19 protein-coding genes are annotated in these 21,175 nt (G+C 49.6%); 14 read left to right on the top strand and 5 right to left on the bottom strand.

The genetic code is table 11. From position 1 onward, the window contains the following. Positions 1 to 44 precede the first annotated feature (44 nt). From EP25_RS0113455 to EP25_RS0113435, 5 genes are all read right to left on the bottom strand, one after another. Positions 45 to 1,511: a methyl-accepting chemotaxis protein gene (locus tag EP25_RS0113455; protein WP_031434371.1), complete on the bottom strand. Its 1,467-nt coding sequence runs from the start codon at positions 1,509 to 1,511 to the stop codon at positions 45 to 47. Then, positions 1,508 to 2,050 carry a PAS domain-containing protein gene (locus tag EP25_RS0113450; protein WP_031434370.1) on the bottom strand — a complete coding sequence of 181 codons (543 nt, stop codon included), beginning with the start codon at positions 2,048 to 2,050 and terminating at the stop codon, positions 1,508 to 1,510. The genes EP25_RS0113455 and EP25_RS0113450 overlap by 4 nt, the downstream gene beginning before the upstream one ends. Positions 2,051 to 2,405: 355 nt before the next feature. Continuing rightward, a complete protein-coding gene (locus EP25_RS0113445) occupies positions 2,406 to 2,801 on the bottom strand; it encodes a glycine zipper family protein (protein ID WP_031434369.1) in 396 nt (131 codons plus the stop codon). Between the two features lie 71 nt (positions 2,802 to 2,872). Further along, the gene (locus EP25_RS0113440; RefSeq protein WP_031434368.1) at positions 2,873 to 5,356 is read right to left on the bottom strand and encodes an ABC transporter permease; all 2,484 of its coding nucleotides are present in this window, start codon (positions 5,354 to 5,356) and stop codon (positions 2,873 to 2,875) included. Continuing rightward, the gene (locus EP25_RS0113435) at positions 5,353 to 6,036 is read right to left on the bottom strand and encodes an ABC transporter ATP-binding protein (RefSeq protein ID WP_031434367.1); all 684 of its coding nucleotides are present in this window, start codon (positions 6,034 to 6,036) and stop codon (positions 5,353 to 5,355) included. The genes EP25_RS0113440 and EP25_RS0113435 overlap by 4 nt, the downstream gene beginning before the upstream one ends. Before the next feature lie 22 nt (positions 6,037 to 6,058). Here EP25_RS0113435 and EP25_RS0113430 point away from each other — a divergent pair, with 22 nt between their 5' ends. The 14 genes from EP25_RS0113430 (at position 6,059) to EP25_RS0113365 (ending at position 21,167) form a co-directional block, all read left to right on the top strand. Further along, positions 6,059 to 6,634: an arylesterase gene (locus EP25_RS0113430; protein WP_235185907.1), complete on the top strand. Its 576-nt coding sequence runs from the start codon at positions 6,059 to 6,061 to the stop codon at positions 6,632 to 6,634. A gap of 129 nt (positions 6,635 to 6,763) precedes the next feature. After that, positions 6,764 to 6,898 (top strand): 50S ribosomal protein L34, encoded by a 135-nt coding sequence (gene rpmH / locus EP25_RS0113420; protein ID WP_031434365.1) that lies wholly within the window; start codon positions 6,764 to 6,766, stop codon positions 6,896 to 6,898. Continuing rightward, positions 6,899 to 7,267 carry a ribonuclease P protein component gene (gene rnpA, locus EP25_RS0113415; protein WP_031434364.1) on the top strand — a complete coding sequence of 123 codons (369 nt, stop codon included), beginning with the start codon at positions 6,899 to 6,901 and terminating at the stop codon, positions 7,265 to 7,267. Between the two features lie 205 nt (positions 7,268 to 7,472). Next, positions 7,473 to 9,164 (top strand): membrane protein insertase YidC, encoded by a 1,692-nt coding sequence (gene yidC, locus EP25_RS0113410; protein ID WP_031434363.1) that lies wholly within the window; start codon positions 7,473 to 7,475, stop codon positions 9,162 to 9,164. A gap of 2 nt (positions 9,165 to 9,166) precedes the next feature. After that, positions 9,167 to 10,513 (top strand): tRNA uridine-5-carboxymethylaminomethyl(34) synthesis GTPase MnmE, encoded by a 1,347-nt coding sequence (gene mnmE / locus EP25_RS0113405; protein WP_235185906.1) that lies wholly within the window; start codon positions 9,167 to 9,169, stop codon positions 10,511 to 10,513. 189 nt (positions 10,514 to 10,702) lie between these two features. Continuing rightward, complete coding sequence (locus EP25_RS0113400; protein ID WP_031434361.1) at positions 10,703 to 10,912, top strand: helix-turn-helix domain-containing protein; 210 nt, start codon at positions 10,703 to 10,705, stop codon at positions 10,910 to 10,912. 25 nt (positions 10,913 to 10,937) lie between these two features. After that, on the top strand, positions 10,938 to 14,033 hold the full coding sequence (locus tag EP25_RS0113395) for a type I restriction endonuclease subunit R (RefSeq protein WP_031434360.1): 3,096 nt from the start codon (positions 10,938 to 10,940) through the stop codon (positions 14,031 to 14,033). Next, positions 14,027 to 15,661 (top strand): HsdM family class I SAM-dependent methyltransferase, encoded by a 1,635-nt coding sequence (locus EP25_RS0113390; protein WP_031434359.1) that lies wholly within the window; start codon positions 14,027 to 14,029, stop codon positions 15,659 to 15,661. Before EP25_RS0113395 ends, EP25_RS0113390 begins: the two co-directional genes overlap by 7 nt. Further along, positions 15,654 to 16,934 carry a restriction endonuclease subunit S gene (locus EP25_RS22020; protein ID WP_036300583.1) on the top strand — a complete coding sequence of 427 codons (1,281 nt, stop codon included), beginning with the start codon at positions 15,654 to 15,656 and terminating at the stop codon, positions 16,932 to 16,934. The genes EP25_RS0113390 and EP25_RS22020 overlap by 8 nt, the downstream gene beginning before the upstream one ends. A gap of 13 nt (positions 16,935 to 16,947) precedes the next feature. Next, positions 16,948 to 17,085: a hypothetical protein gene (locus EP25_RS23925; protein WP_235185905.1), complete on the top strand. Its 138-nt coding sequence runs from the start codon at positions 16,948 to 16,950 to the stop codon at positions 17,083 to 17,085. Then, on the top strand, positions 17,082 to 17,723 hold the full coding sequence (gene darT / locus EP25_RS0113375) for a type II toxin-antitoxin system toxin DNA ADP-ribosyl transferase DarT (RefSeq protein WP_031434357.1): 642 nt from the start codon (positions 17,082 to 17,084) through the stop codon (positions 17,721 to 17,723). Before EP25_RS23925 ends, darT begins: the two co-directional genes overlap by 4 nt. A gap of 13 nt (positions 17,724 to 17,736) precedes the next feature. After that, positions 17,737 to 18,783 (top strand): type II toxin-antitoxin system antitoxin DNA ADP-ribosyl glycohydrolase DarG, encoded by a 1,047-nt coding sequence (gene darG / locus EP25_RS0113370; protein ID WP_031434356.1) that lies wholly within the window; start codon positions 17,737 to 17,739, stop codon positions 18,781 to 18,783. Between the two features lie 19 nt (positions 18,784 to 18,802). Continuing rightward, positions 18,803 to 19,030 carry a hypothetical protein gene (locus EP25_RS22995; protein ID WP_200875032.1) on the top strand — a complete coding sequence of 76 codons (228 nt, stop codon included), beginning with the start codon at positions 18,803 to 18,805 and terminating at the stop codon, positions 19,028 to 19,030. 763 nt (positions 19,031 to 19,793) lie between these two features. Next, positions 19,794 to 21,167 (top strand): DUF6880 family protein, encoded by a 1,374-nt coding sequence (locus EP25_RS0113365; protein ID WP_152555645.1) that lies wholly within the window; start codon positions 19,794 to 19,796, stop codon positions 21,165 to 21,167. Positions 21,168 to 21,175 lie beyond the last annotated feature (8 nt).

Below are 21,175 nucleotides of genomic sequence, written 5' to 3'. Positions count from 1 at the left end.
CGCTAACGCCAGACAAGCAAACGGCGTTAGCGGCGCTCGACAAGTTACCGGTGCTTTTCCTCGACCATGGCGTCGATATAATTCATGACGTCGGCGCTGGCGTCCTCCGTCTGTTGCATACAGGAAAGAATATTGTCGAGCAAATCGGGATTTTCCTGCCAGTTTTGCCGGGATACGGCGTAGGCTTGCTGAGTGTACTGATGTACATCGGCGTGCGGCGCGGCCAGCTTGGCATAGGCCACGGTATGACGAAAAGCCTCATAGCCGGTGCCGCTGTCGTACCATTGCCCCAGACGGCAGTGATGACAGTCGACCATGATAGCCTCATGTTGGGGACAATCGTCCGGATTCTCGATTGCGATATAGGCGTTTTGCTTGTAAACGATATGATCCAGCTTGGTCAACAAAGCAAAACATTTGTCCGTGGCATAGGAAATATAGCCGATCGAATCCTGGGCCGATTCCGACAAACCGGAAAACTGATGGCGGAATGAATTGACCTGCTCCATTACCTCCTGAGACAAATTTGCCGAATTTTCCGCTTCCTGGTGCATCTGCTCGACCCGTTGATTGAAGGATGTCAACGTCTTGGAGACTTCCAACGCGGCATCTTTGGTATGTTCCGACAAATTCTTCACTTCGTCGGCCACGACGGCGAAACCGCGGCCATGCTCGCCGGCCCGAGCCGCCTCGATGGAGGCATTCAATGCCAGCAAATTGGTCTGATCGGCAATGCCGGTTATCATCGACAAGGATTCGGTGACTTTCTTGCTGTCGTTGATCAACGCCGTGATGACATCCGTCACGCCATGAATATTGTCGTTGATGTTGGTCAACGAACTACCGATCTCTTCGACCGTCGACAGGCTCGCTTCCGCGTTCTCGCCGGTTTCGGTCGCGATCTCCTCGACCTTGCGCATTTGTTCGGTGATGTTGAGCAAATCGTCTTGGTTGGATTTAAGGTTATCCAATAAATTCCTGGTATTCAGATTATGCAGACCGGCGGACAAGCGGTTTTTGGTCATATTCATTTCATTTTCATTCATGTGTTGCAGCGCGATATTGATGTTAAGGGCCGAGGTCTTTAATAGCCCCGGAAAACCGTCTGCCAAGGCATAACGATCATGGTTGCCTTTTGCCGCCTGGCTGAAACAGGTATTGATTTCCTTAAAATAGGATTCCATGATATCGAGCATCTCATTCAATTCCCATGCCACCTTGCCGACTTCGCCCATGCCCCTGGTGCGCGTGATCCGGTGATAAAGCTCGCCTTGATTGGTGCGCAGCAATACCTTTTGCAGTTGATCCAACACCAGTAGATATTGTGTCATTTGCCGTTTTATTAAAATCGCGATGACCGGCAATGGAACCGTTAACAGCAAAACTACCCAGGAAAATCCGTAGAAAAAAGTGCAATAGCCGAATACGGCCAAGCTGAACAGGACAATAGCGCTAACGGCGTATGTGACTTTGTCGCTCAGGAATGGAATGTTGGCGTTGGAATTTTTCATATCACATCATTCGGTTTATACAGATCCAGCACGAGATTGTTATAGCTCTTGGCGCCACTTTGCTGGACGACATCGAACAAATAAGCCAGGGACTTGTCAGGCGCCTCCTTAGCCGAACTGCGTTTTTCTATCGCCAGCATCTCCCGGTAAACCGGAATCAATACATCCAACGCCGATTGAGGCGGCTTGCGTCTTACCGAGTAATAGCCTTGCAATTTGCCTTGCTTGTCGTAATCGGGAGTAATGTTGGCGAACACCCAGTAAAAGCCGCCGTCGGCACAGAGATTTTTGGCAAAACCGAAAAATTCATCGCCGGATTTCAATGTATCCCACATGAAGCGAAAAACGCCACGCGGCATTTCGGGATGTCGAATGATATTGTGTTGCACACCCAACAGCTCGTGTTCCGGGTAACCGGCTATGTTCATAAAAATGCGGTTGGCATAAGTGATGCGGCCAGTGGGGTCGGTTTTCGAAACGATAAAGTCCTCGTCGCCAAGCCGCTTTTCGTTATTGTTCGGCGTAATCTTGGGTTTCATGCATGATTACCTTTTATAGTTAAATTCCATCCAAATACGCTGCTATCCGCATAGTCATGTACCGTGCCCATATATCGCCGGCATCAATAGGAAAACAAACCGGATAGCAAATACTAACGTTGTACTTTTGTAGGAAATTATAGACATTAACTTAAGTTATCGACCGGGACCAAACGAACTTGATAGCTCTTTGATAACCGTAATAGACACAGGAGGAGCTAATAATTATTTGTTCGATCGGAATTCGGCCGAAATTGGCGAATTCCGATATTTGATAATCAGGGTATTAGGCGGGGTGAGATACCACCCGCCTAGAGGCATCCATTATTGAAAAAAGTTAATCTTTTGACTGGCCTCAATCGACCACATAGTGACCACGATGTCGCATGCAGTTGATATAAGCCCTTTTATATTGATCTTCCGACTGAAACCCCTGCTTGGCGCCGCCGCCTATGCCGCCGGCGGCCGCGCCATAAGCGGCGCCCGTGCCGGCATCGCCGGAAATGGCGCCGATCGCCGCACCCGTGGCCGCACCGAGCGCACCGCCCACCAGCGCGCCCTTGCCCGTTTCCGTGGCCAGGCCGCCGGCCGCCTGTCTGGCCAGTTGCTGGCATTCGGCCATGTCCTGTTGCAAGCGGTAAGCGTTGGGATCGCCATAGGGATCGACCGTCGGAGTCCAACCGGTTTGGCTGGCGCAACCGGTCAATAACAAGCCTGCCGCCATTATCTTGATCGAATTTGTTTTCTTCATCGCTTAAAACCCAGTTCGAAAAAACACTAATAAATGTAGACGAAATAGAGTGAATATTCCGTGAATGGTTGCTACAGCTCGCGAAAAATCCGCATAGGGGATTTTCTAACCACTTCACGCACGCCCCAATAACCGGCCAACGCAATAAAAAGCCCGCCACTCAGCAAAGTAACTGCCCATTGCAACACGTCCGGACGATAATCGAGGTGCAGCACGAAATGATATAAAGACAGCAACAATCCTTCCGACATGACGATGGACAACATTGCGGAGATTAGGCCCAACGCGGCAAACTCCAGCAAATGGGCCTTGCGCAATAAGCGGCGGTTGGCGCCCAAGGTGCGCATCAAGGCACCTTCATAAATCCGGTTGTCCAACGTCGAGTAAATGGCCGCGAACAGCACGGTAAAGCCGGCCGCCAGCGCGAAATACAACAGAAAATTGACCGCCTCGGTCAACTGGGCCAATATACTCTTAAACTGTTTCAGGATCAGGTCGACCTCGAGTATCGTCGTGCCGGGATGGTTCTTCACCAACGTATTCAGGTAATTCTTCTTTTCCTCGGGCAAATAGAAGCTGGTGATGTAGGTGCTGGCAAAGCCGTCCAGCGTGCCGGGCGAAAAAATCATATAGAAATTGGGCTTCATCGTATCCCATTGCACCTCCCTGATGCTGCTGACCGTCGCGGTCATTTGGCGGCTGCCGATCGTGAAGGTCAGTTGGTCGCCCATGCCGACCTTGAGGCTTTTCGCCAGCTTGGCTTCGATCGATACCAGGCCGGTTTTGACCGAGTCCCACCATTGCCCTGCGATCAGTTTGTTCTCCTCGGGCATGGTTTCCGCCCAGGTCAGGCTCAGATCGCGATGCGTGGCGCGTTCGCCTTCAGACTCCTTGGAAACGATCCGTTGCACGGCGACGCCGTTGATCTTGACCAATCTGCCGCGCACGACCGGATAAAAACGGCTGCCGTCGATATTCTGTTCCTCCAATTCCCGCTTCAGCGCGTCTTTCTGTTCGGGAAAAATATTCAAGGCAAAATGATTGGGGGCATTGTCCGGTAATTGCCGTTGCCAGTCGTTGAGCAAGTCGGTGCGCACGGTCAGACTCAATATCATCGCCACCAAGGTGATACTGAAAGCCAAGACTTGGTTGGTGGTCGAGCGGGCATGGCGAATCAGGTTTTGCAGTCCGAAACGCCAGCTTAATCTCAGCTTGGGCAACAAGCGGCGCAGCTGCACCAGTACGGCATAGACCAATAATCCCAACAACAAAGTCGCGAGCAAACCGCCGCCGATGATCGTGGCGGTCATTTTCAAATCCTCGGTGTAACGCCAGATCAATACCGCGATCAGCAACAACGCCAAGCCATAGACCAGCCAGGCGCTGGCTGGCAAGGGTTGCAGGTCGCGGCGCAAAACGCGCAGCGGCGGAACGTTTTTCAGCCTCAGCAAGGGGGGCAGGGCAAAACCGAACAGAATCGCCAACCCGGTCATGAAACCGAAAATGACGGCAAAAAATCCGGGAGCGGCGACTTGCGCGGGTAATAAGTTGCGGAGTAAATGAAACAGGACTTCCTGGGCCAGCCAGCCGAGGCCGCAAGCGATGACGCTGGCGACGATGCCCAGTAGCAGAAACTGACACAGATACAACCACAGCACTTCGTGCTGTTTGCAACCCAGGCAACGCAGAATGGCGGTCGCATCGAAATGACGTTCGCTGTAACGGCGCGTGGTCATGGCGATGGCGACCCCGGCAATGACGATGACGACGATACTGGACAGTCCCAGATAACGCTCGGCCCTGCTCAACGCATTGCCCAGCTCCGGGCGGTCCTCGTGTATGTCCATTAGCCGTTGCGACGGATTCAACAGCGGTTTGAGCCAGCGGTTATATTCCAGCAACGCGGGCGCGGCGCCGCTAAACTGAAAGAAATAATGCACGTGACTGCCGGGCTGAATGACGCGGGTCGCCGCCAAGTCGGCGGCGTTGATCATGACCCGGGGCGACAGGCTGTACAGGTCACCTCGCTTATCCGGTTCGTAGGTGACGATTCGTTCGATGGTCAGTCGTTTTTCGCCCACCGTCAGAGGGTCGCCCAGCTGCAGTTTCAAGGCCGACAACACGCGTTTTTCCACCCAAGCCTTGCCGGGAGACGGCCCTTGGTGACGAATCGTTTCCGTCATGTAGTCGTCGGTGATGGTTTTCAAGTAGCCCCTAAGCGGATAACTGTCGGTTACGGCCTTGACGCCGGCCAACAGCATTTCGTCGTTCTCGATCAAAACGCTGGAGAACTCCGCCGTATTGGCTTCCCTTAAATTCAGTTCGCGCGCTTTTTTTAGCCAATGTTCAGGGATTGGCCGCGGGCTGGTAACGACCAAATCGGCGGCGAGAAATTCGGCGGCTTGGTTCGTCATCGTCCGATGCAAACGATCGGCAAACAGGCTGATCGCCGTCGAACTGGTCACCGCGATGATCAGGGCCAGCAACAATATGCCTAACTCGCCGGAGCGGGCGTCGCGCCACAATAAACGCAGGGCCAAATGCATCCTGTTCATAACAGCCGTCCCGCTTCCAACCTGACGGTACTTTGGCAACGTTCGGCCAGCGCGTTATCGTGCGTGACCAACACCAGCGTCGTGCTTTTTTCCTGGTTCAGTTGAAACAGCAGGTCGATGATTTTCGCACCGGTCCTGCTGTCCAGATTGCCGGTCGGCTCGTCGGCGAACAAGATCGCCGGTTCGGTGACGAAGGCGCGCGCCAGGGCCACCCGTTGTTGCTCGCCGCCGGACAATTGCTTCGGCGTGTGTGATAAGCGTTCGCTCAAACCGACTCGATCGAGCAATGCCTTGGCTTTGTCCCGGGCCCGGGCGTCGCCGGCCAATTCCAACGGCAACATGACGTTTTCCAGCGCCGTCAACCCCGGCAACAGTTGAAACGACTGGAATACGAAACCGATCAGCTGATTGCGGATCTCGGCCCGGCCGTCCTCGTCCATCGTGGTCAGTTCCCGACCGTCCAACAGGATGCTGCCGGTGCTGGGCGTGTCTAACCCCGCCAGCAAACTCAACAAGGTCGACTTGCCGGAGCCGGAGGCGCCGAGGATAGCCAGACTGTCGCCGGGTTTGATTGTCAGGTCGACAGATGACAAGATATGCAACGGGCCATCGACGGTGGTAACGGTCTTGCCCAGGTTTTCGGTTTTAATGATTGCTTGCTCGGATGAAATATTGGACATGTTCAGAATATTAATAGCGTCAATGCTTTGTTTATTTTCGGCCACGCTGGCGGCTAAATCAATTGTCGTGCTGGGAGATAGTATTAGTGCCGGTTACGGCATGGAAGTTCAACAGGGCTGGGTGGCGTTGCTGCAACAGCGCCTGGATCGACATGACAGCAGTTACAATGTATTCAACGAAAGTATCAGCGGCGATACCACGGCCGGCGGGCTGGCGCGTATCGATCGCGCGCTGACTCAATACAAGCCGTCGGTGTTGATACTGGAATTGGGGGCCAACGATGGCCTGCGCGGCCTATCGCCGAAGATCATGAAAGCGAATCTGGCCCAGATCATCAAGCGCGCCCAAGACGTCGGTAGTCATGTTCTGTTATTGAGCATGCGCATTCCGCCAAACTACGGTAAACGTTATACCGAAATGTTTTATAATGTCTATCCGCAACTGGCCGAAGAAATGAAAGTCACCTATGTTCCTTTCATTCTGCAGGACGTGGCGCTGGTCCGGGAGCTGATGCAGCGTGACGGTCTGCATCCGAACCACAAGGCCCAAGCCATGATCGCCGACAAGGTCTGGCAATATCTGCAACCTTTATTATGACGGCCGTAGGACCAGCCTGGACACGCATCGAAGTCGAATATCAATTGACAGAATACAGCTATTTACCGTATTATCCGGTGTCTTTTTTATCGGTTTTCTCGTAATTTAATTCAATCAGGCTGTAAGCAAATGAAAAGAACTTATCAACCAAGCAAAATCAAACGTGCCAGAACTCATGGTTTTCGCGCCAGAATGGCGACCAAAGGTGGCCGCAAGGTGATTAACGCGCGCAGAGCGAAAGGCCGCGCTTCACTGTCGGTTTAATTGTCGGCGGAAAAACACAGTTTTCCCGTACAGCTAAGGTTACGGACGCCGGCTGATTATAAAAAAGTCTTTGCCAACCCAGCCAGGTCGACGGATAAATTTTTTACTCTGCTGGCCATCAGGAACGATCTCGATCATCCCCGCCTGGGCCTGGCGATTGCAAAAAAAAATATAAAAAAGGCAGTCACAAGGAACCTGATCAAAAGAACTGCCAGGGAAAGCTTTCGGTTACGGCAACAAAAATTAATCAATATTGATATTGTTGTATTAGCGCGTAGGGACGCAGCCGATGCGCCCCCGGCTGTTTTGAGAAAGTCATTGGAAAGGCATTGGCTTAAACTGGTAAATCGATGCGATTCCTACTCATAACCCGCACATGGATTTATAAACGCTTTATAAATCGTCGGCCCGAAAAGAACTCCACCGCTTTTCGGGCCTTTCTACGTTATGGCTTAGAAGCGATTCCGCTTCCCGCAGCCGGCAAAGATTCTTACATCACTCTCCTGCGACTGATAAAATGCCACCTTTTTACTCCGGTGACGTTCACCCTGTTCCAAATAACTGGTAGATAATAATGGATAATCTTAGATTCGTACTCATCATGGCATTCGTGATGATTTCTTACATGCTGTGGGAAGCCTGGCAATTCGATTACGGCCCCAAACCTCAGTTACCCGTTTCCGATACGCCGGTTGTAACTAGCGGCGGCGCGGATGCACCCGCTGCCGGTGGTGAACTGGGCACCCCTCAAAAAGAAACCGCGCCGTTGGCGAGTGACGGTTCGGGCAGAATTATCCGTGTCAAGACCGATGTTTACGCACTGGAAATCGATACCCAAGGCGGCACCCTGAGCAACCTGGATTTGCTGCAATATCCGAAGGAAAAACCCAATACCGTCGTCAACAAGCTATACAAGATGGTCGGACTGGAACCGGATGCAGTCGATACCTCACCGGTCAGATTGTTCGACAGCAGCGAAGATAAACTATTTCTGGCGCAAAGCGGCCTAGTTGGCGCTAACGGTTCCAGCGCACCCGACCATCATGCCGTTTATGCCGCCAAGCAAGACAGTTACGAATTGGCGGAAGGCGCGGACACTCTGACCGTGCCCTTGACTTGGAGCGATGACCAAGGGATTACGATCACCAAGACTTACACCTTCAAACGCGGCAGCTACGATGTTCACCTCGAACACAAAATTAGCAACAACAGCGGCTCGGTCTGGTCCGGCAGACAATATAACCAACTGTTACGCAAGCCTTTCTCGGAAAGAAACAGCAACAACTTCATCCGCACCTACGCCGGCGGCGTGGTCTATACCAACGAAGAGAAATACCAGAAAGTCGATTTCGAGGACATGGCCGAAGAAAACCTGAACGTCAAAACCGTCGGCGGCTGGACCGCGATGATTCAGCATTATTTCGCTTCCGCCTGGATTCCGCCGCAGGATCAGGAAAACCATTTCTATACAAAGGAACTGAAGGATTGGCGTTATGTGATCGGTTCCTACTCACCAGCGCGCGAGATCGCCCCCAATGCAGAATCGGTCTTCAAAGCGCAATTGTTTGTCGGCCCCAAAATCCAACCGCAAATGGAAGCGGTTGCCAAAGGCCTGGAGCTGACCGTCGATTACAGCTGGCTGACCATCATTGCCAAACCGATTTACTGGCTGTTGAACCAGATCCACGGCTATATCGGCAACTGGGGATTGGCGATCATGGGCGTCACTCTGGTCATCAAACTGTTGTTTTACCGCTTGTCCAAATCCAGTTACACCTCAATGGCCAAGATGCGTAAGATTCAGCCCAAATTGAAAGAACTGCAGGACAAATTCAAGGACGACAGACAGAAATTCAATACCGAAATGATGGCCATGTACAAGCGGGAAAAAGTCAATCCGCTGGGCGGTTGTCTACCGATACTGGTACAAATACCGGTCTTTATCTCGCTATACTGGGTGTTGATCGAAACCGTCGAATTGCGGCAGGCGGAATTTTACTTGTGGATACAGGACTTGTCGGCGCAAGATCCTTTCTACCTGCTGCCTATTCTGTACGGCGTGACCATGAAGATCCAGCAAAGCCTGAACCCGGCTCCGGTCGATCCACTACAGGCGAAAGTGATGAAAATGTTCCCGATCATTTTCACCGTCTTCTTCCTGTTCTTCCCGTCCGGCCTTGTTCTGTATTGGGTATGGAACAACTCGCTGTCCATCCTGCAACAGTGGCATATCACCCGTCAGATCGAAGCGGGCGATAAAAAATAGCCGTGACCCATCTGGACAACGATACCATCGCGGCCATCGCGACACCGCCCGGCAACGGCGGTGTCGGTATCGTACGGCTCTCCGGCCCGGCGGTGAAAAACATCGCCGGGCAAATCGGCAGAAAACCCCCGTTAAAACCGCGCCATGCCTGCTATACCCCGTTCCTTGATGGCGCAGGCGAAATCATCGATTCGGGCTTGATGATCTATTTTCCCGCCCCCCATTCCTATACCGGCGAAGACATCCTGGAACTTCAGGGGCATGGCGGCGCCGTGGTATTGGATATGTTATTGAGAAGAGTTCTGGAACTGGGCGCGCGCCTGGCACGTCCCGGCGAATTCAGCGAGAGAGCGTTTCTCAATAACAAGCTCGATCTGGCCCAGGCGGAAGCCGTGGCCGACCTGATCGAAAGCGGCACCGAACAATCGGTACGTTCGGCGCAAAAATCGCTGCAAGGCGTATTCTCCAACCAGATACACTCGTTGGTCGATGAACTGACCGAACTGCGAATTTACGTGGAAGCGGCCATCGATTTCGTCGACGAGGAAATCGACTTTTTGAGCGACGGCGTCGTCGAAAGCCGCATCCGTTCCTTGCAGGAAAAGATACATGAAATACTGAAAACCGCTCGGCAGGGCAGATTATTGCGCGACGGCATGACCGTCGTATTGGCCGGCAAGCCGAACGCCGGCAAATCCAGCCTGCTCAACGCCCTGGCCGGCCACGAGGCGGCCATTGTCACCGACATCGCCGGCACCACGCGGGATGTTCTCAGGGAGCGTATCCAAATCGACGGTATGCCGCTGCATATCATCGATACCGCCGGCCTGCGCGACAGCGACAACGCCGTGGAACAGGAAGGCGTTCGCCGCGCTCATGCCGAGATAGAGAAGGCCGACAAAATACTGCTATTGATCGACAGCCACGAGCCGGAATCGGAATCGGTTCTCAAATCCCTGCCGGCCAATATCGACATCACCAAGGTCTACAACAAAATCGATCTGCTCGGCATCGAACCGGAAATCGTCGAAACGGAACACAGCGCTTCTATTTATCTGTCGATCAAAACCGGCGCCGGCATGGAACTGTTGACCGAACACCTGAAAAAAAGCGTCGGCTACAACGATGCGGCAGACGACGTCTTCATCGCCAGAAGGCGCCATATCGAAGCGCTGGTCAAGGCCGAACACTTCATCGCCAGCGCCATAGGCCAACTGCAACACCAGTCCGGCGAACTGGTCGCCGAAGACCTGCGCCAGGCCCAAAACCACCTCGCCGAAATCACCGGCGAATTCACCTCCGACGACCTGCTCGGCAAGATTTTCAGCTCGTTTTGTATTGGAAAGTGAACCTTTGCGAAAACTTGTTTTAGGCACCCCAGGCCCAATCAAGCGGCAAAAATGACGCGTTAACTCTTGCCTACGGCGGCCCCGGTTCCTTCCAGCCCCCCCGCAATTTAAGTTCATCTGAAAAAATTTGATTTTTCAATCAATAATGTTAGTTTGTCACCCTTGTCTTCAAACTGACTGGAGAAATCAATGATTCGTTGCCACCTTGCTCGCATGATGGGCGAACATAAATTACGAATAGCCGATGTGGTCAGAGAAACGGGACTTAGCCGAAACACCGTTACACTGCTCTATAAAGAAACTGCGCAAAAAGTGGACTTGGAAGCCATAGACAAGCTGTGTTTGCTGTTTAAATGCCAGGTCGGCGATTTGCTGGAAATAGCACCGGAAAACAACTAAAACGAAAATACAAACAAGGACTGTCATGTCATTCAATGAAGACTCTCGCGTTAAAATCCCTACCATTCTGCATCTTGTTCGGCTGGGTTACGAATACCTATCTCTGAAAGAGGCGACATGGGACATCGAAACCAATATTTTCCCCGACTTGTTCCATAAGGCGATTACCGGCATCAACGAAGGCATTGAGCCGGATGATATTGGGCGTTTGCTGGATGAGGTCAAGTTGACCCTGGATAACGAGGACCTCGGTAAAGCCTTCTACGAAAAGCTCACAGAGCGCTCTGGCACTAAACTCATAGATTTTGAAAATTTCGATAAAAACACTTTTCATGTCGTCACGGAATTGACTTACCAGAATGGTGACGACGAGTTCAGGCCGGACATCATTTTGCTGATCAATGGCATGCCGCTGGTCTTTATCGAGGTAAAAAAGCCCAACAATCACGATGGCGTACTAGCCGAGAGGGATCGCATTAACAAACGCTTTCAGAATCCCAAATTCAAGCGCTTTGTGAATATGACCCAGTTAATGTTGTTTTCCAACAATATGGAATATGACGATGGCTCGCCGCAGCCTATTCAAGGGGCGTTTTACGCCAGCCCTTCTTATCATGAGCCAATATTTAACTATTTCCGGGAAGAAGAGATACTGAACCTGACCGCGTTATTGAAGCCAATCAGTGACGAGCAGGAAAACGCGGTGCTCAAGGATAACAATCTGGAGGTCATCAAAAGCAACCCGGAGTTCGTTACCAACAAAGCGCCGGACAGGCCAACGAACCGGCTTTGCACGTCACTGCTCAGTCAGGACCGTCTGGCATTTGTGCTTCAGTATGCGCTGACCTATGTATTGGAAACAGACGGCATCCAAAAGCATGTCATGCGTTACCCGCAATTGTTTGCCACCAAGGCGATTGAGCAAAAACTGAATGAAGGGGTAAAAAAAGGCATTATCTGGCATACCCAGGGTAGCGGCAAAACAGCACTGGCTTACTATAACGTCCGCTTCCTGACCGACTATTTCCAACACCAGCAAGTCATTCCCAAATTCTATTTTATTGTCGACCGCTTGGACCTGTTGACTCAGGCGCACCGGGAATTTACTGGTCGTGGCTTGGTTGTGCATACCATCAACTCACGCGAAGCCTTCACGCAGGACATCAAAGCGACCAAGGTCATTCACAACAACACCGGCAAACCGGAAATCACCGTCGTCAATATTCAAAAATTCAAAGACGACCCGGATGTCCTGCAAACAAAGGACTACGATGTATCCATCCAGCGCGTGTATTTTCTCGATGAGGTGCACCGCAGCTATAACCCCAGAGGCAGCTTTCTGGCGAACCTGGATCAGTCGGACCGCAACGCCATCAAGATCGGGCTGACGGGCACGCCGCTTTTAGGCGACGACTATAACTCGCGCTTGTTGTTCGGCGACTATATCCATAAATATTATTACAACGCTTCAATCGCGGACGGCTACACCTTGCGTTTGATCCGCGAAGAGATCGCCTCCAACTACAAAATCATGCTGCAGCAGGCGCTGGAAGAAGTGGAAATTCAGCAGGGCGAACTCGACAAGAAAGCGGTCTTCGCGCATCCTCGTTTTGTCGAACCAATGCTGGAGTACATCATCACCGATTTCGAAAAGAGTCGCGGAGCGATGAATGATGCCTCGATCGGCGGCATGGTGATCTGCGACAGCTCCGAACAAGCCAAGGAGATGTTCGAAATTTTCAACGCCATTTATGCTGAAAGCGTGCCGCCTGCATTCATTCCCGGCCAAGCACAACAACCCGAAATAGCGGAACCTAAAACAAGCTATAGCGAAAAAATCAAACAGGCCAACAAGGTTAAAACGGCCGCCCTGATTCTGCACGACATCGGCAGTAAAGAAGAGCGCAAGGAATGGGTGGAAGACTTCAAAGCGGGCAAAATAGACTTTCTGTTTGTCTATAACATGCTGCTCACCGGTTTTGACGCCAAACGCCTTAAAAAATTGTATCTGGGCCGGGTGATCCGCAAACACAACTTGCTTCAGGCGCTGACTCGCGTCAACAGGACCTACAAAGACTTCCGCTACGGATACGTAGTGGACTTCGCCGACATCCGCAAAGAGTTTGACGCCACCAATAAAGCCTACTTTGATGAACTGCAGTCCGAGCTGGGCGACGAAATGGAGCATTACTCCAACTTGTTCAAGTCGCAAGACGAGATCATCGCGGAAATCGATCAAATCAAGGAAACGCTGTTTCACTTCGACACTAAAAATGCCGAGATTTTCTCTCAGCAGATCAACGAAATTCAGGATCGCGAAACCGTGCTGGCGCTGAAAAAGGCCCTGGCGGACGCCAAGAGTCTATACAATCTGATCCGCTTGCAAGGCGATTACGATTTTCTCGAGCACCTGGATTTTCAAAAGCTCAATCTGTTGTATCGCGAAACCAGCAATCATCTGGATCTGCTAAACCTAAAAGAGAACATCGAACAAGGCAGTGATACGACGAATCTGCTAAATGTCGCGCTGGAAGAGGTTATCTTCAAATTCGCCAAAATCAGCGAGGAAGAATTGATACTGGCGGACAAGCTGAAGAATACCTTACGCCAGACACGCGAGGCACTGGCCAGCAATTTTGACCAGCAAGACCCCAAATTCATTACCCTGAAAGAAGAGCTGGAGCGGCTTTTCAAGAAGAAAAACCTCAGCGAAGTCACTCAGGATGAAATGAAACAAAACATCGACGCACTCAACAAAATTCATGAACGTGTCAAGGCGCTTAATCGCCAAAACAATCAAATGCGCCAAAAATACGATGGTGATGTTAAATACACCCGAATTCACAAGCGTTTGACCGAGCGCGGCAATGTCTCCGATTCCGAGCACAAAATTTTCGAGGCCTTAACGGGCGTAAAGCAAGACGCCGACGAGCAGGTCCTGCAAAACACCCAATTACTGGACAATGAAAGTTATTTTGAACGCATGATGATGCCGCTGGTCATCAACCGCTTTATGGACCAACAACATATCAAACTCAATCCCGACGCCTCGCGTTATATCAATAACCTGGTCGTCGCCGAATATCTGAACGAATTTAATACTGGAACGCGTACGTGGTAGAGCTGGAATTTCAACAAAAAACCAAAGAACTGATCGATAGCCTGAAAGGCATTTGCGCCAACTATGGTCTGGGCAATGACGGCAATGAATTCAAGATCATCACTCAGGTATTTCTCTATAAATTTCTGAATGACAAGTTCGCCTACGAGGCCAAAAAGCGCGATGAAGCTATCGCCAACGCGGAAAAGTGGGAAGAAGCGCTTGCCGCGATGAGCGAAGAAAACCTGGAAATGCTGCAATTGAGAATGGGCGTGAACAGTGCAAAGTTGAAACCGTCGCACTTTATCGCTTCGTTGTTTAGCCAACAGAACGCGCCCGATTTCGCCAAACTGTTTGACGATACCTTGATGGACATCGCCATCAGCAATAACGATGTATATGCAATAAAAACCGACGGCGGCGCCAAGGTGGTCTTGTTCGACCGCCTCAGTCAATACATCGCCGACGAATCCAAGCGCGACGCTTTCTGCCGCGCCATCATCAACAAGCTGGTCGAGTTCAGCTTCGAGCGCATCTTCAACCAAAAATACGACTTTTACGCCACGATCTTCGAATATCTGATCAAGGATTACAACAGCAACAGCGGCGGTAAATACGCCGAATATTACACGCCGCATGCCGTCGCCCGCATCATGGCGGCCATTCTGGTTCCTCAGGAGCAACAAGGGAAGATTAAAAACGTCACCTGTTATGACCCGTCGGCCGGCTCGGGTACGTTGTTGATGAACGTCGCTCATGCCATCGGCGAGAAGCGTTGCACGATCTTCACCCAGGATATTTCGCAAAAATCCTCCAACCTGCTGCGCTTGAACCTGATTCTGAATACCCTGGTGCATTCCATCCCCAATGTGATCCAGGGCAACACCTTATTGCACCCCTATCACAAGGATGGCAAGGAGTTGAAGCGTTTCGATTACATCGTCTCCAATCCGCCGTTCAAGATGGATTTCAGCGACTTCCGCGACGAATTGGATTCCAAGGAAAACAAAGCGCGTTTCTTTGCCGGTATTCCGAAAATCAAGGCCAAAGCCAAGGACAAGATGGAAATCTACCAATTGTTCTTGCAGCACATTATTCACTCATTGAAACCGGGCGGTAAGGCGGCGGTCGTGGTACCCACCGGCTTTATTACCGCGCAGTCCGGTATCGATAAAAAAATCCGTCAAAAACTGGTCGATGAAAAAATGCTTGCCGGCGTGGTATCCATGCCCAGCAATATTTTCGCGACCACCGGCACCAACGTTTCCATCCTGTTCATCGACGACAGCAACAAAGGCGACGTGGTCTTGATCGATGCATCCGGCTTGGGCCAAAAAGTCAAAGACGGCAAAAACCAGAAAACCGTTCTTAGAGCCGAGGAAGAACAGCGCATTATCGATGTCTTTAACGGCAAGCGGGCCGAAGAGGATTTTTCGGTGGCGATCGGTTATGACGAGATTGCAGGTAAGAATTACTCGCTCAGCGCCGGCCAGTATTTTGATGTCAAAATCGAATATGTGGATATTACCCCGGAGCAGTTTGCCGAAAAAATGCAGGGCTTTAGCAGCAATCTGGATAGCTTGTTTAGCCAATCACGTGAACTGGAAGTGGAAATCAAAAAGCAGTTGGCGGGGTTAATACATGAGTAAGTGGCCAGTTAAGCAACTGCGTGGCAAAATTTTTATAAAGCATGGATTTCCCTTTAAAAGTGAATTTTTTTCCGATGAGGGCGAATATATTGTCTTAACTCCTGGAAATTTTTACGAGGAAGGGGGGTTTAAACGACAAGGAGGCAAAGAGAAGTTTTACATTGGAGAGGTGCCAGAGGATTATCTACATAGAGAAGGAGATCTCATCGTTGCAATGACTGAGCAGGCTGCTGGCTTGCTTGGTAGTTGTGCAATAGTACCAGCAAGTGGTGTTTATTTGCATAATCAGCGGTTAGGGCTCATTACCGTTAATGAGAAAGAAGTTGTAAAAGAATTTATATACCACCTATTCAAGACCAAAACCGTCCGTGATCAAATTCGTCTAACTTCATCTGGGTCAAAGGTAAAACATACCTCTCCTGAACGGATATGTGATGTTAAAGTTCCTCTGCCGAGTACTGATGAGCAGAAAAAAATTGTTAACGTACTTTCTGCCCTTGATGAAAAAATCGAACTCAACAACCGCATCAACGCGGAGCTGGAAGCGATGGCGAAAACCCTCTACGACTACTGGTTTGTACAGTTCGATTTTCCCGATGCCGACGGCAAACCCTACAAAACCTCCGGCGGCAAAATGGTCTACAACCCAACCCTAAAACGGGAAATACCGGAGGGGTGGGCTGACTGCCAGCTTGGAGGTCACATTACATTTAGACGTGGAATATCATACAAAAGCGGCGACATCCAGGATGATGGCGTACCATTCATTAACTTGAACTCGTTTTCATTATCCGGTGAATTTAAATTGGAAGGCACCAAATACTATAACGGGAAGTTCAAGCCTGAAAGTAAGCTAGATGCCGGAGAGTTGGTTATTGCCATTACTGACGTCACAAGGAACGCGGATATAATCGGCAAAGCATTTGTTATTCCTGATATTTTTGATGAAACTCCTCTGATTTCCTGCGATGTAGCATGCCTATCTTCCAAGACATTCGGCACAGCCTACTTGGAGCAGTTATTTAATTCGGAAAGCTACCATAAATATATAAAACACTACGCTTCTGGGACTCTGGTTCTTCACTTAGATTTAAACGGTGTGAAGTGGTTTAAAACTTATCAACCACCAAATAAATTACTTGAAAAATACGAGCAGCATTGCAAGTCACTATTTAAACAGAGAGATATTGTTTTAAAAGAAAATAAATATCTTGAAGCATTAAGGGACTGGTTACTCCCCATGCTAATGAACGGCCAGGTCATGGTGAAATAATCAAAGGAATGTAGTGGGCTATCAGGCAAACTTTACCGGCTGGCAAAACCTTACCCTCGAAGATTTAGTAGTGGCCTATCGCAAGGCCAAAGCGGATTGTTTCGTTGATAACACGTTTCCTGCCGCCACGGCAAAAAGGAGGCATGAATGATCGTACCTGCACAGCCCAAGATTTATCATATTGTTCATATGGATAGGTTGGAGGCAATAATTGCGTCTGGTGGATTATTGTCTGATGCGCAAATCGTGTCATACAATGCCACTGGTACAACCATTGGCATGAATAGCATCAAACAGCGTCGCTTGCAGGAATTGACACTGGACAATTACCCGGATTTACATGTGGGGGAATGCGTACCGTTTTATTTCTGCCCTCGCTCGATCATGTTATATCTTATTCATCAAGCCAATCACCCGGAACTGGCGTATCGAGGAGGGCAGGCCAAAATACTGCATTTGCAAGCGGACTTGTATGCCTCTGTCGAGTGGGCCCGGCAACATCAACGGCGTTGGGTATTTACCTTGTCTAATGCAGGGTCTTACTATTTTGAAGACCGCTGTGATTTGGCTCAGCTTGATGAACTAGACTGGCAGGCGATTCAGACCAAGCAGTGGCAGAGTTGCAAGGAGGGGAAGCAAGCAGAGTTCTTAATGGAATTGAGTTTTCCTTGGCAGTTAGTGGAATGTATTGGTGTGTACTCGCATTCCACTTATCAGCAGGTGATGAATATATTACAAGAGGCGAATCATCGTCCAACTACTACAATAAAACCAGAATGGTACTACTAAAGGGGGCGTCAGTATGATTGAATTTACATCTGGCGATATTTTACGTGCCGATGCCGAGGCGATTGTGAATACCGTTAATTGTGTCGGGGTAATGGGCCGTGGTATCGCCCTGCAGTTTAAAAAGGCCTGGCCGGAAAACTTTACGGCATATGCGATTGCCTGTAAAAACAAGCAGGTACAACCGGGTAAGATGTTTGTTTTTGATACGGGTCAGCTTGTTAATCCTCGCTATATCATTAATTTTCCAACCAAGCGGCATTGGCGTGGGGCTAGTCGTATGGAAGATATTGAGGCTGGTCTTGAAGCCTTGGTTCAAACAATTAAGGAAAAAAATATTCAATCCATTGCCATTCCTCCTTTAGGTAGTGGACTAGGTGGTTTGGACTGGAACCAGGTTAGGCAACTAATTGAGAAAAATCTTAGTGTTCTATCGGACGTTCGAGTGCTGATTTATGAGCCCAAAGGTTCACCCAGTAACGATACAATGGCACACAATCGCGCCGTGCCTAAAATGACTGCAGGTCGCGCCGTGTTAATTGAATTAATACAGCGCTACTTGAGCGGCCTCTTGGACCCAACCGTCTCGCTGATAGAAGTGCATAAGCTGCTCTATTTTATGCAAGAAGCTGGAGAACCTTTACGTTTGAAGTTTAAAAAAGCGCATTATGGTCCTTATGCGGAAAATCTTCGTCATGTGCTTAATGCCATCGAAGGGCATTATTTATCGTGCTATGCCGATGGCGGTGATGCGCCTGATAAATCTCTGAATTTGATCCCCGGAGCTATTGAAGAAGCCAATTCTTTCCTTGATCAACATCCTGATACGCGTGATCGATTTATTAAAGTGTCTAAACTGGTTGAGGGCTTCGAATCGCCATTCGGCTTAGAATTGCTTGCTACTGTCCATTGGCTCAAAAGACACGAAAAGGCAAAAACCATCGAAGATGTAGTTAAGGCAACCCATACCTGGAATCAACGAAAGAAGCAATTTACGCCTAGACAAATTAAATTAGCGCTAAATGTTTTAGAACGAGAACATTGGATTGGCTCAAGCATTTAAACGGTATGCAGGCAACGAAATGGATACCGAAGATCGAATTCGAGCTTGTTATCAACATTGCTGCTTAAAGTATGTCAATCGAGTGCCGATGAACAATACTTCGTTAAGAGAGCGTTTGAATATTGATGAAAGCAACAGTGCTATTGCAAGCTGCGTTATCAAGCAAACTGTCGAAGCCGGACTAATCCGTTTATACGATCCTAAGGCAAATAGAAAAGCTTATCGCTATGTGCCATTCTGGGCATGACAGCGTTTTCATTTGACGGTCATTTGACAAACGCAATTAATTTTGCATTTTTACACTCGATCTGTATTTAAAAACAACGGCTTAAAGAACTTCTTCATTTGATTGAGTACTTGATTTTGCTCGAAAGATTGTTCTTGAAAAGAGGGCTATTAACCAAAATAGTCGACTGGTCGTCTTGGAATTTCATTTGACAGCCATTTGATTTAAAACTCCAGATTTTTACAGCCAAATGTTGGGCTTCACTATCGCTCAGCCCAACCTACGACATACTTGTGTATAACGGCAAGCCTTAAAAGACAATGGCATTCAAAGACTATCACTATCGGTACTTGGCAAGCTGTAGAAGATTTATCGAATGATGGGCAAGAGTTCTTGAACATCGATTGTCTGCGACACAAATGAAAATACCGATGAAAGAATATCTTTTTTCCTTAATGCAACTCGTAACATGCGCTGATGTAGGGTGCTGGGGAGCTTGCGAACCGCACCGTTCGCGAAACGTTTTAACCACGTTCCGTGCGGTTCGTTACCTCACCGCACGCTACGGGCTGTAGTTTTGCCATGACCATTAGTCTTAAGTATGGCAGAATGCTCTCAGAAACTGACTCGACATTCAATTGTTTACTGTGTTTGTAGCTTTTTTTGGCTGATCAGAGATTTATCAATGTCAGGTCTTAATACAAACTATTGTTAAAAAAAAGCTGACTATACAATAGAAAAAGTGCTGGAACATCGACAGTCTGCGACGCAAATGAAAATACCGATGAATGAGGAAAATCAATTAGCAGCCGGCTTGGCCGAACTGAAAAAAGACGCGCTGGTTGAATTCATCGCCAGTTTATATGGCGAATTTGATACCAGAATCGACCAGCGCATCGAGCGACTACTGTTGAGCGAAGACAGCGAGGCCTTGGTGGATTTGTCGCGACAACAAATTGAAAACCTGAAACGAGGGAGAACGTTTTACGACTACTACGAAACCGACGCCTTTGGCGATGAGATTCAACAATTGCTTGCCGAGATCGAGCATCATATTCTACCAAACTCCCCAGAGCGTGCACTTGCTCTGCTAGATGCGCTTCTGGATACCGCAGCCAACAGCCTGGAACGGTGTGATGATTCCGACGGTTATGTCGGTGGTCTGTATCAGCAAGCCTGTCTGTTATGGTTGCAAGCGGCCAAACGCTGCCCGGCACCATCGGGAGGATGGTTGGAGCGCGTCAAAGACATGGCCGAAAACAACGATTACGCCGTTTTCGACCCCTTGCTGCCTAATGCCCATCTGCTCTTGAGTCAAGAGGAGTTGCGACAACTGGCTTTTTTCTATGAAACGGGACTACGCAAGACGTTGGCTCAACATGCTAACGACTCACGTTATTTGAGCTGGAAAGTCAATCTCCAAGGGGTCGCCGAAGCCTTAAAAGATACGGAGTTGTACCGACGCTCGATAGTACTAGTCAGCCCGCAACCTAACCAGATGCAACTCGATAGCCTGGCGCGCTTCTATATGCTATGCGACGATTATAAAGGGGCGTTGCAGTGGTTGACGGAACCTTGGCCAACGACGGGTTGGCGAGATTCCAATTGCGAACGCTTGACCTTGCTGGCGCAATGCTACGAAGCGCTAAACCAACCGCAGCAACAACGGGATGCGCTAAGGGCGCGCCTCGAACTCAGTCCTACTTACGAAAATCTCCAGTCGCTACTGCCCTTGGTCGCGAAGGACGAAGCAGAGAGACTACGCCAAATGGCAATCGACTTGGCCATGCAAAAAGATTCCGCCGCCAAACTGGAATTGTTACTCAAATTGGAAGAGTTCGATCTGGCGCAACAGAGTGCCGTGGCGGATAGAGAAGAATTAGCACAGTGTCATTATATGACGCTGAGTCATTTGCTGGGAATTACACCGGCGAACTCGGTGCTCCTCCGTGTCGTGTTACAGCGATGTCTACTTGACGACATTCTAAACCGAGGCAAGTCCCAAGCCTATCGTTATGCCGCGGATTATCTGAAGGCTCTGCGTAAATTGGACGAGCAAAAACCGGAATATGACCCATTAATTTCACATTTGCTCTACGAGCAGCAATTGCGCCAACAACATGGACGAAAACGGAGCTTCTGGCCTTTGGTCGGTTAATAAATAAG

It is taken from the genome of Methylomarinum vadi (assembly GCF_000733935.1).
Taxonomy (GTDB): Bacteria; Pseudomonadota; Gammaproteobacteria; order Methylococcales; family Methylomonadaceae; genus Methylomarinum; species Methylomarinum vadi.
This window is presented reverse-complemented; position numbering and strand designations above follow the sequence as displayed.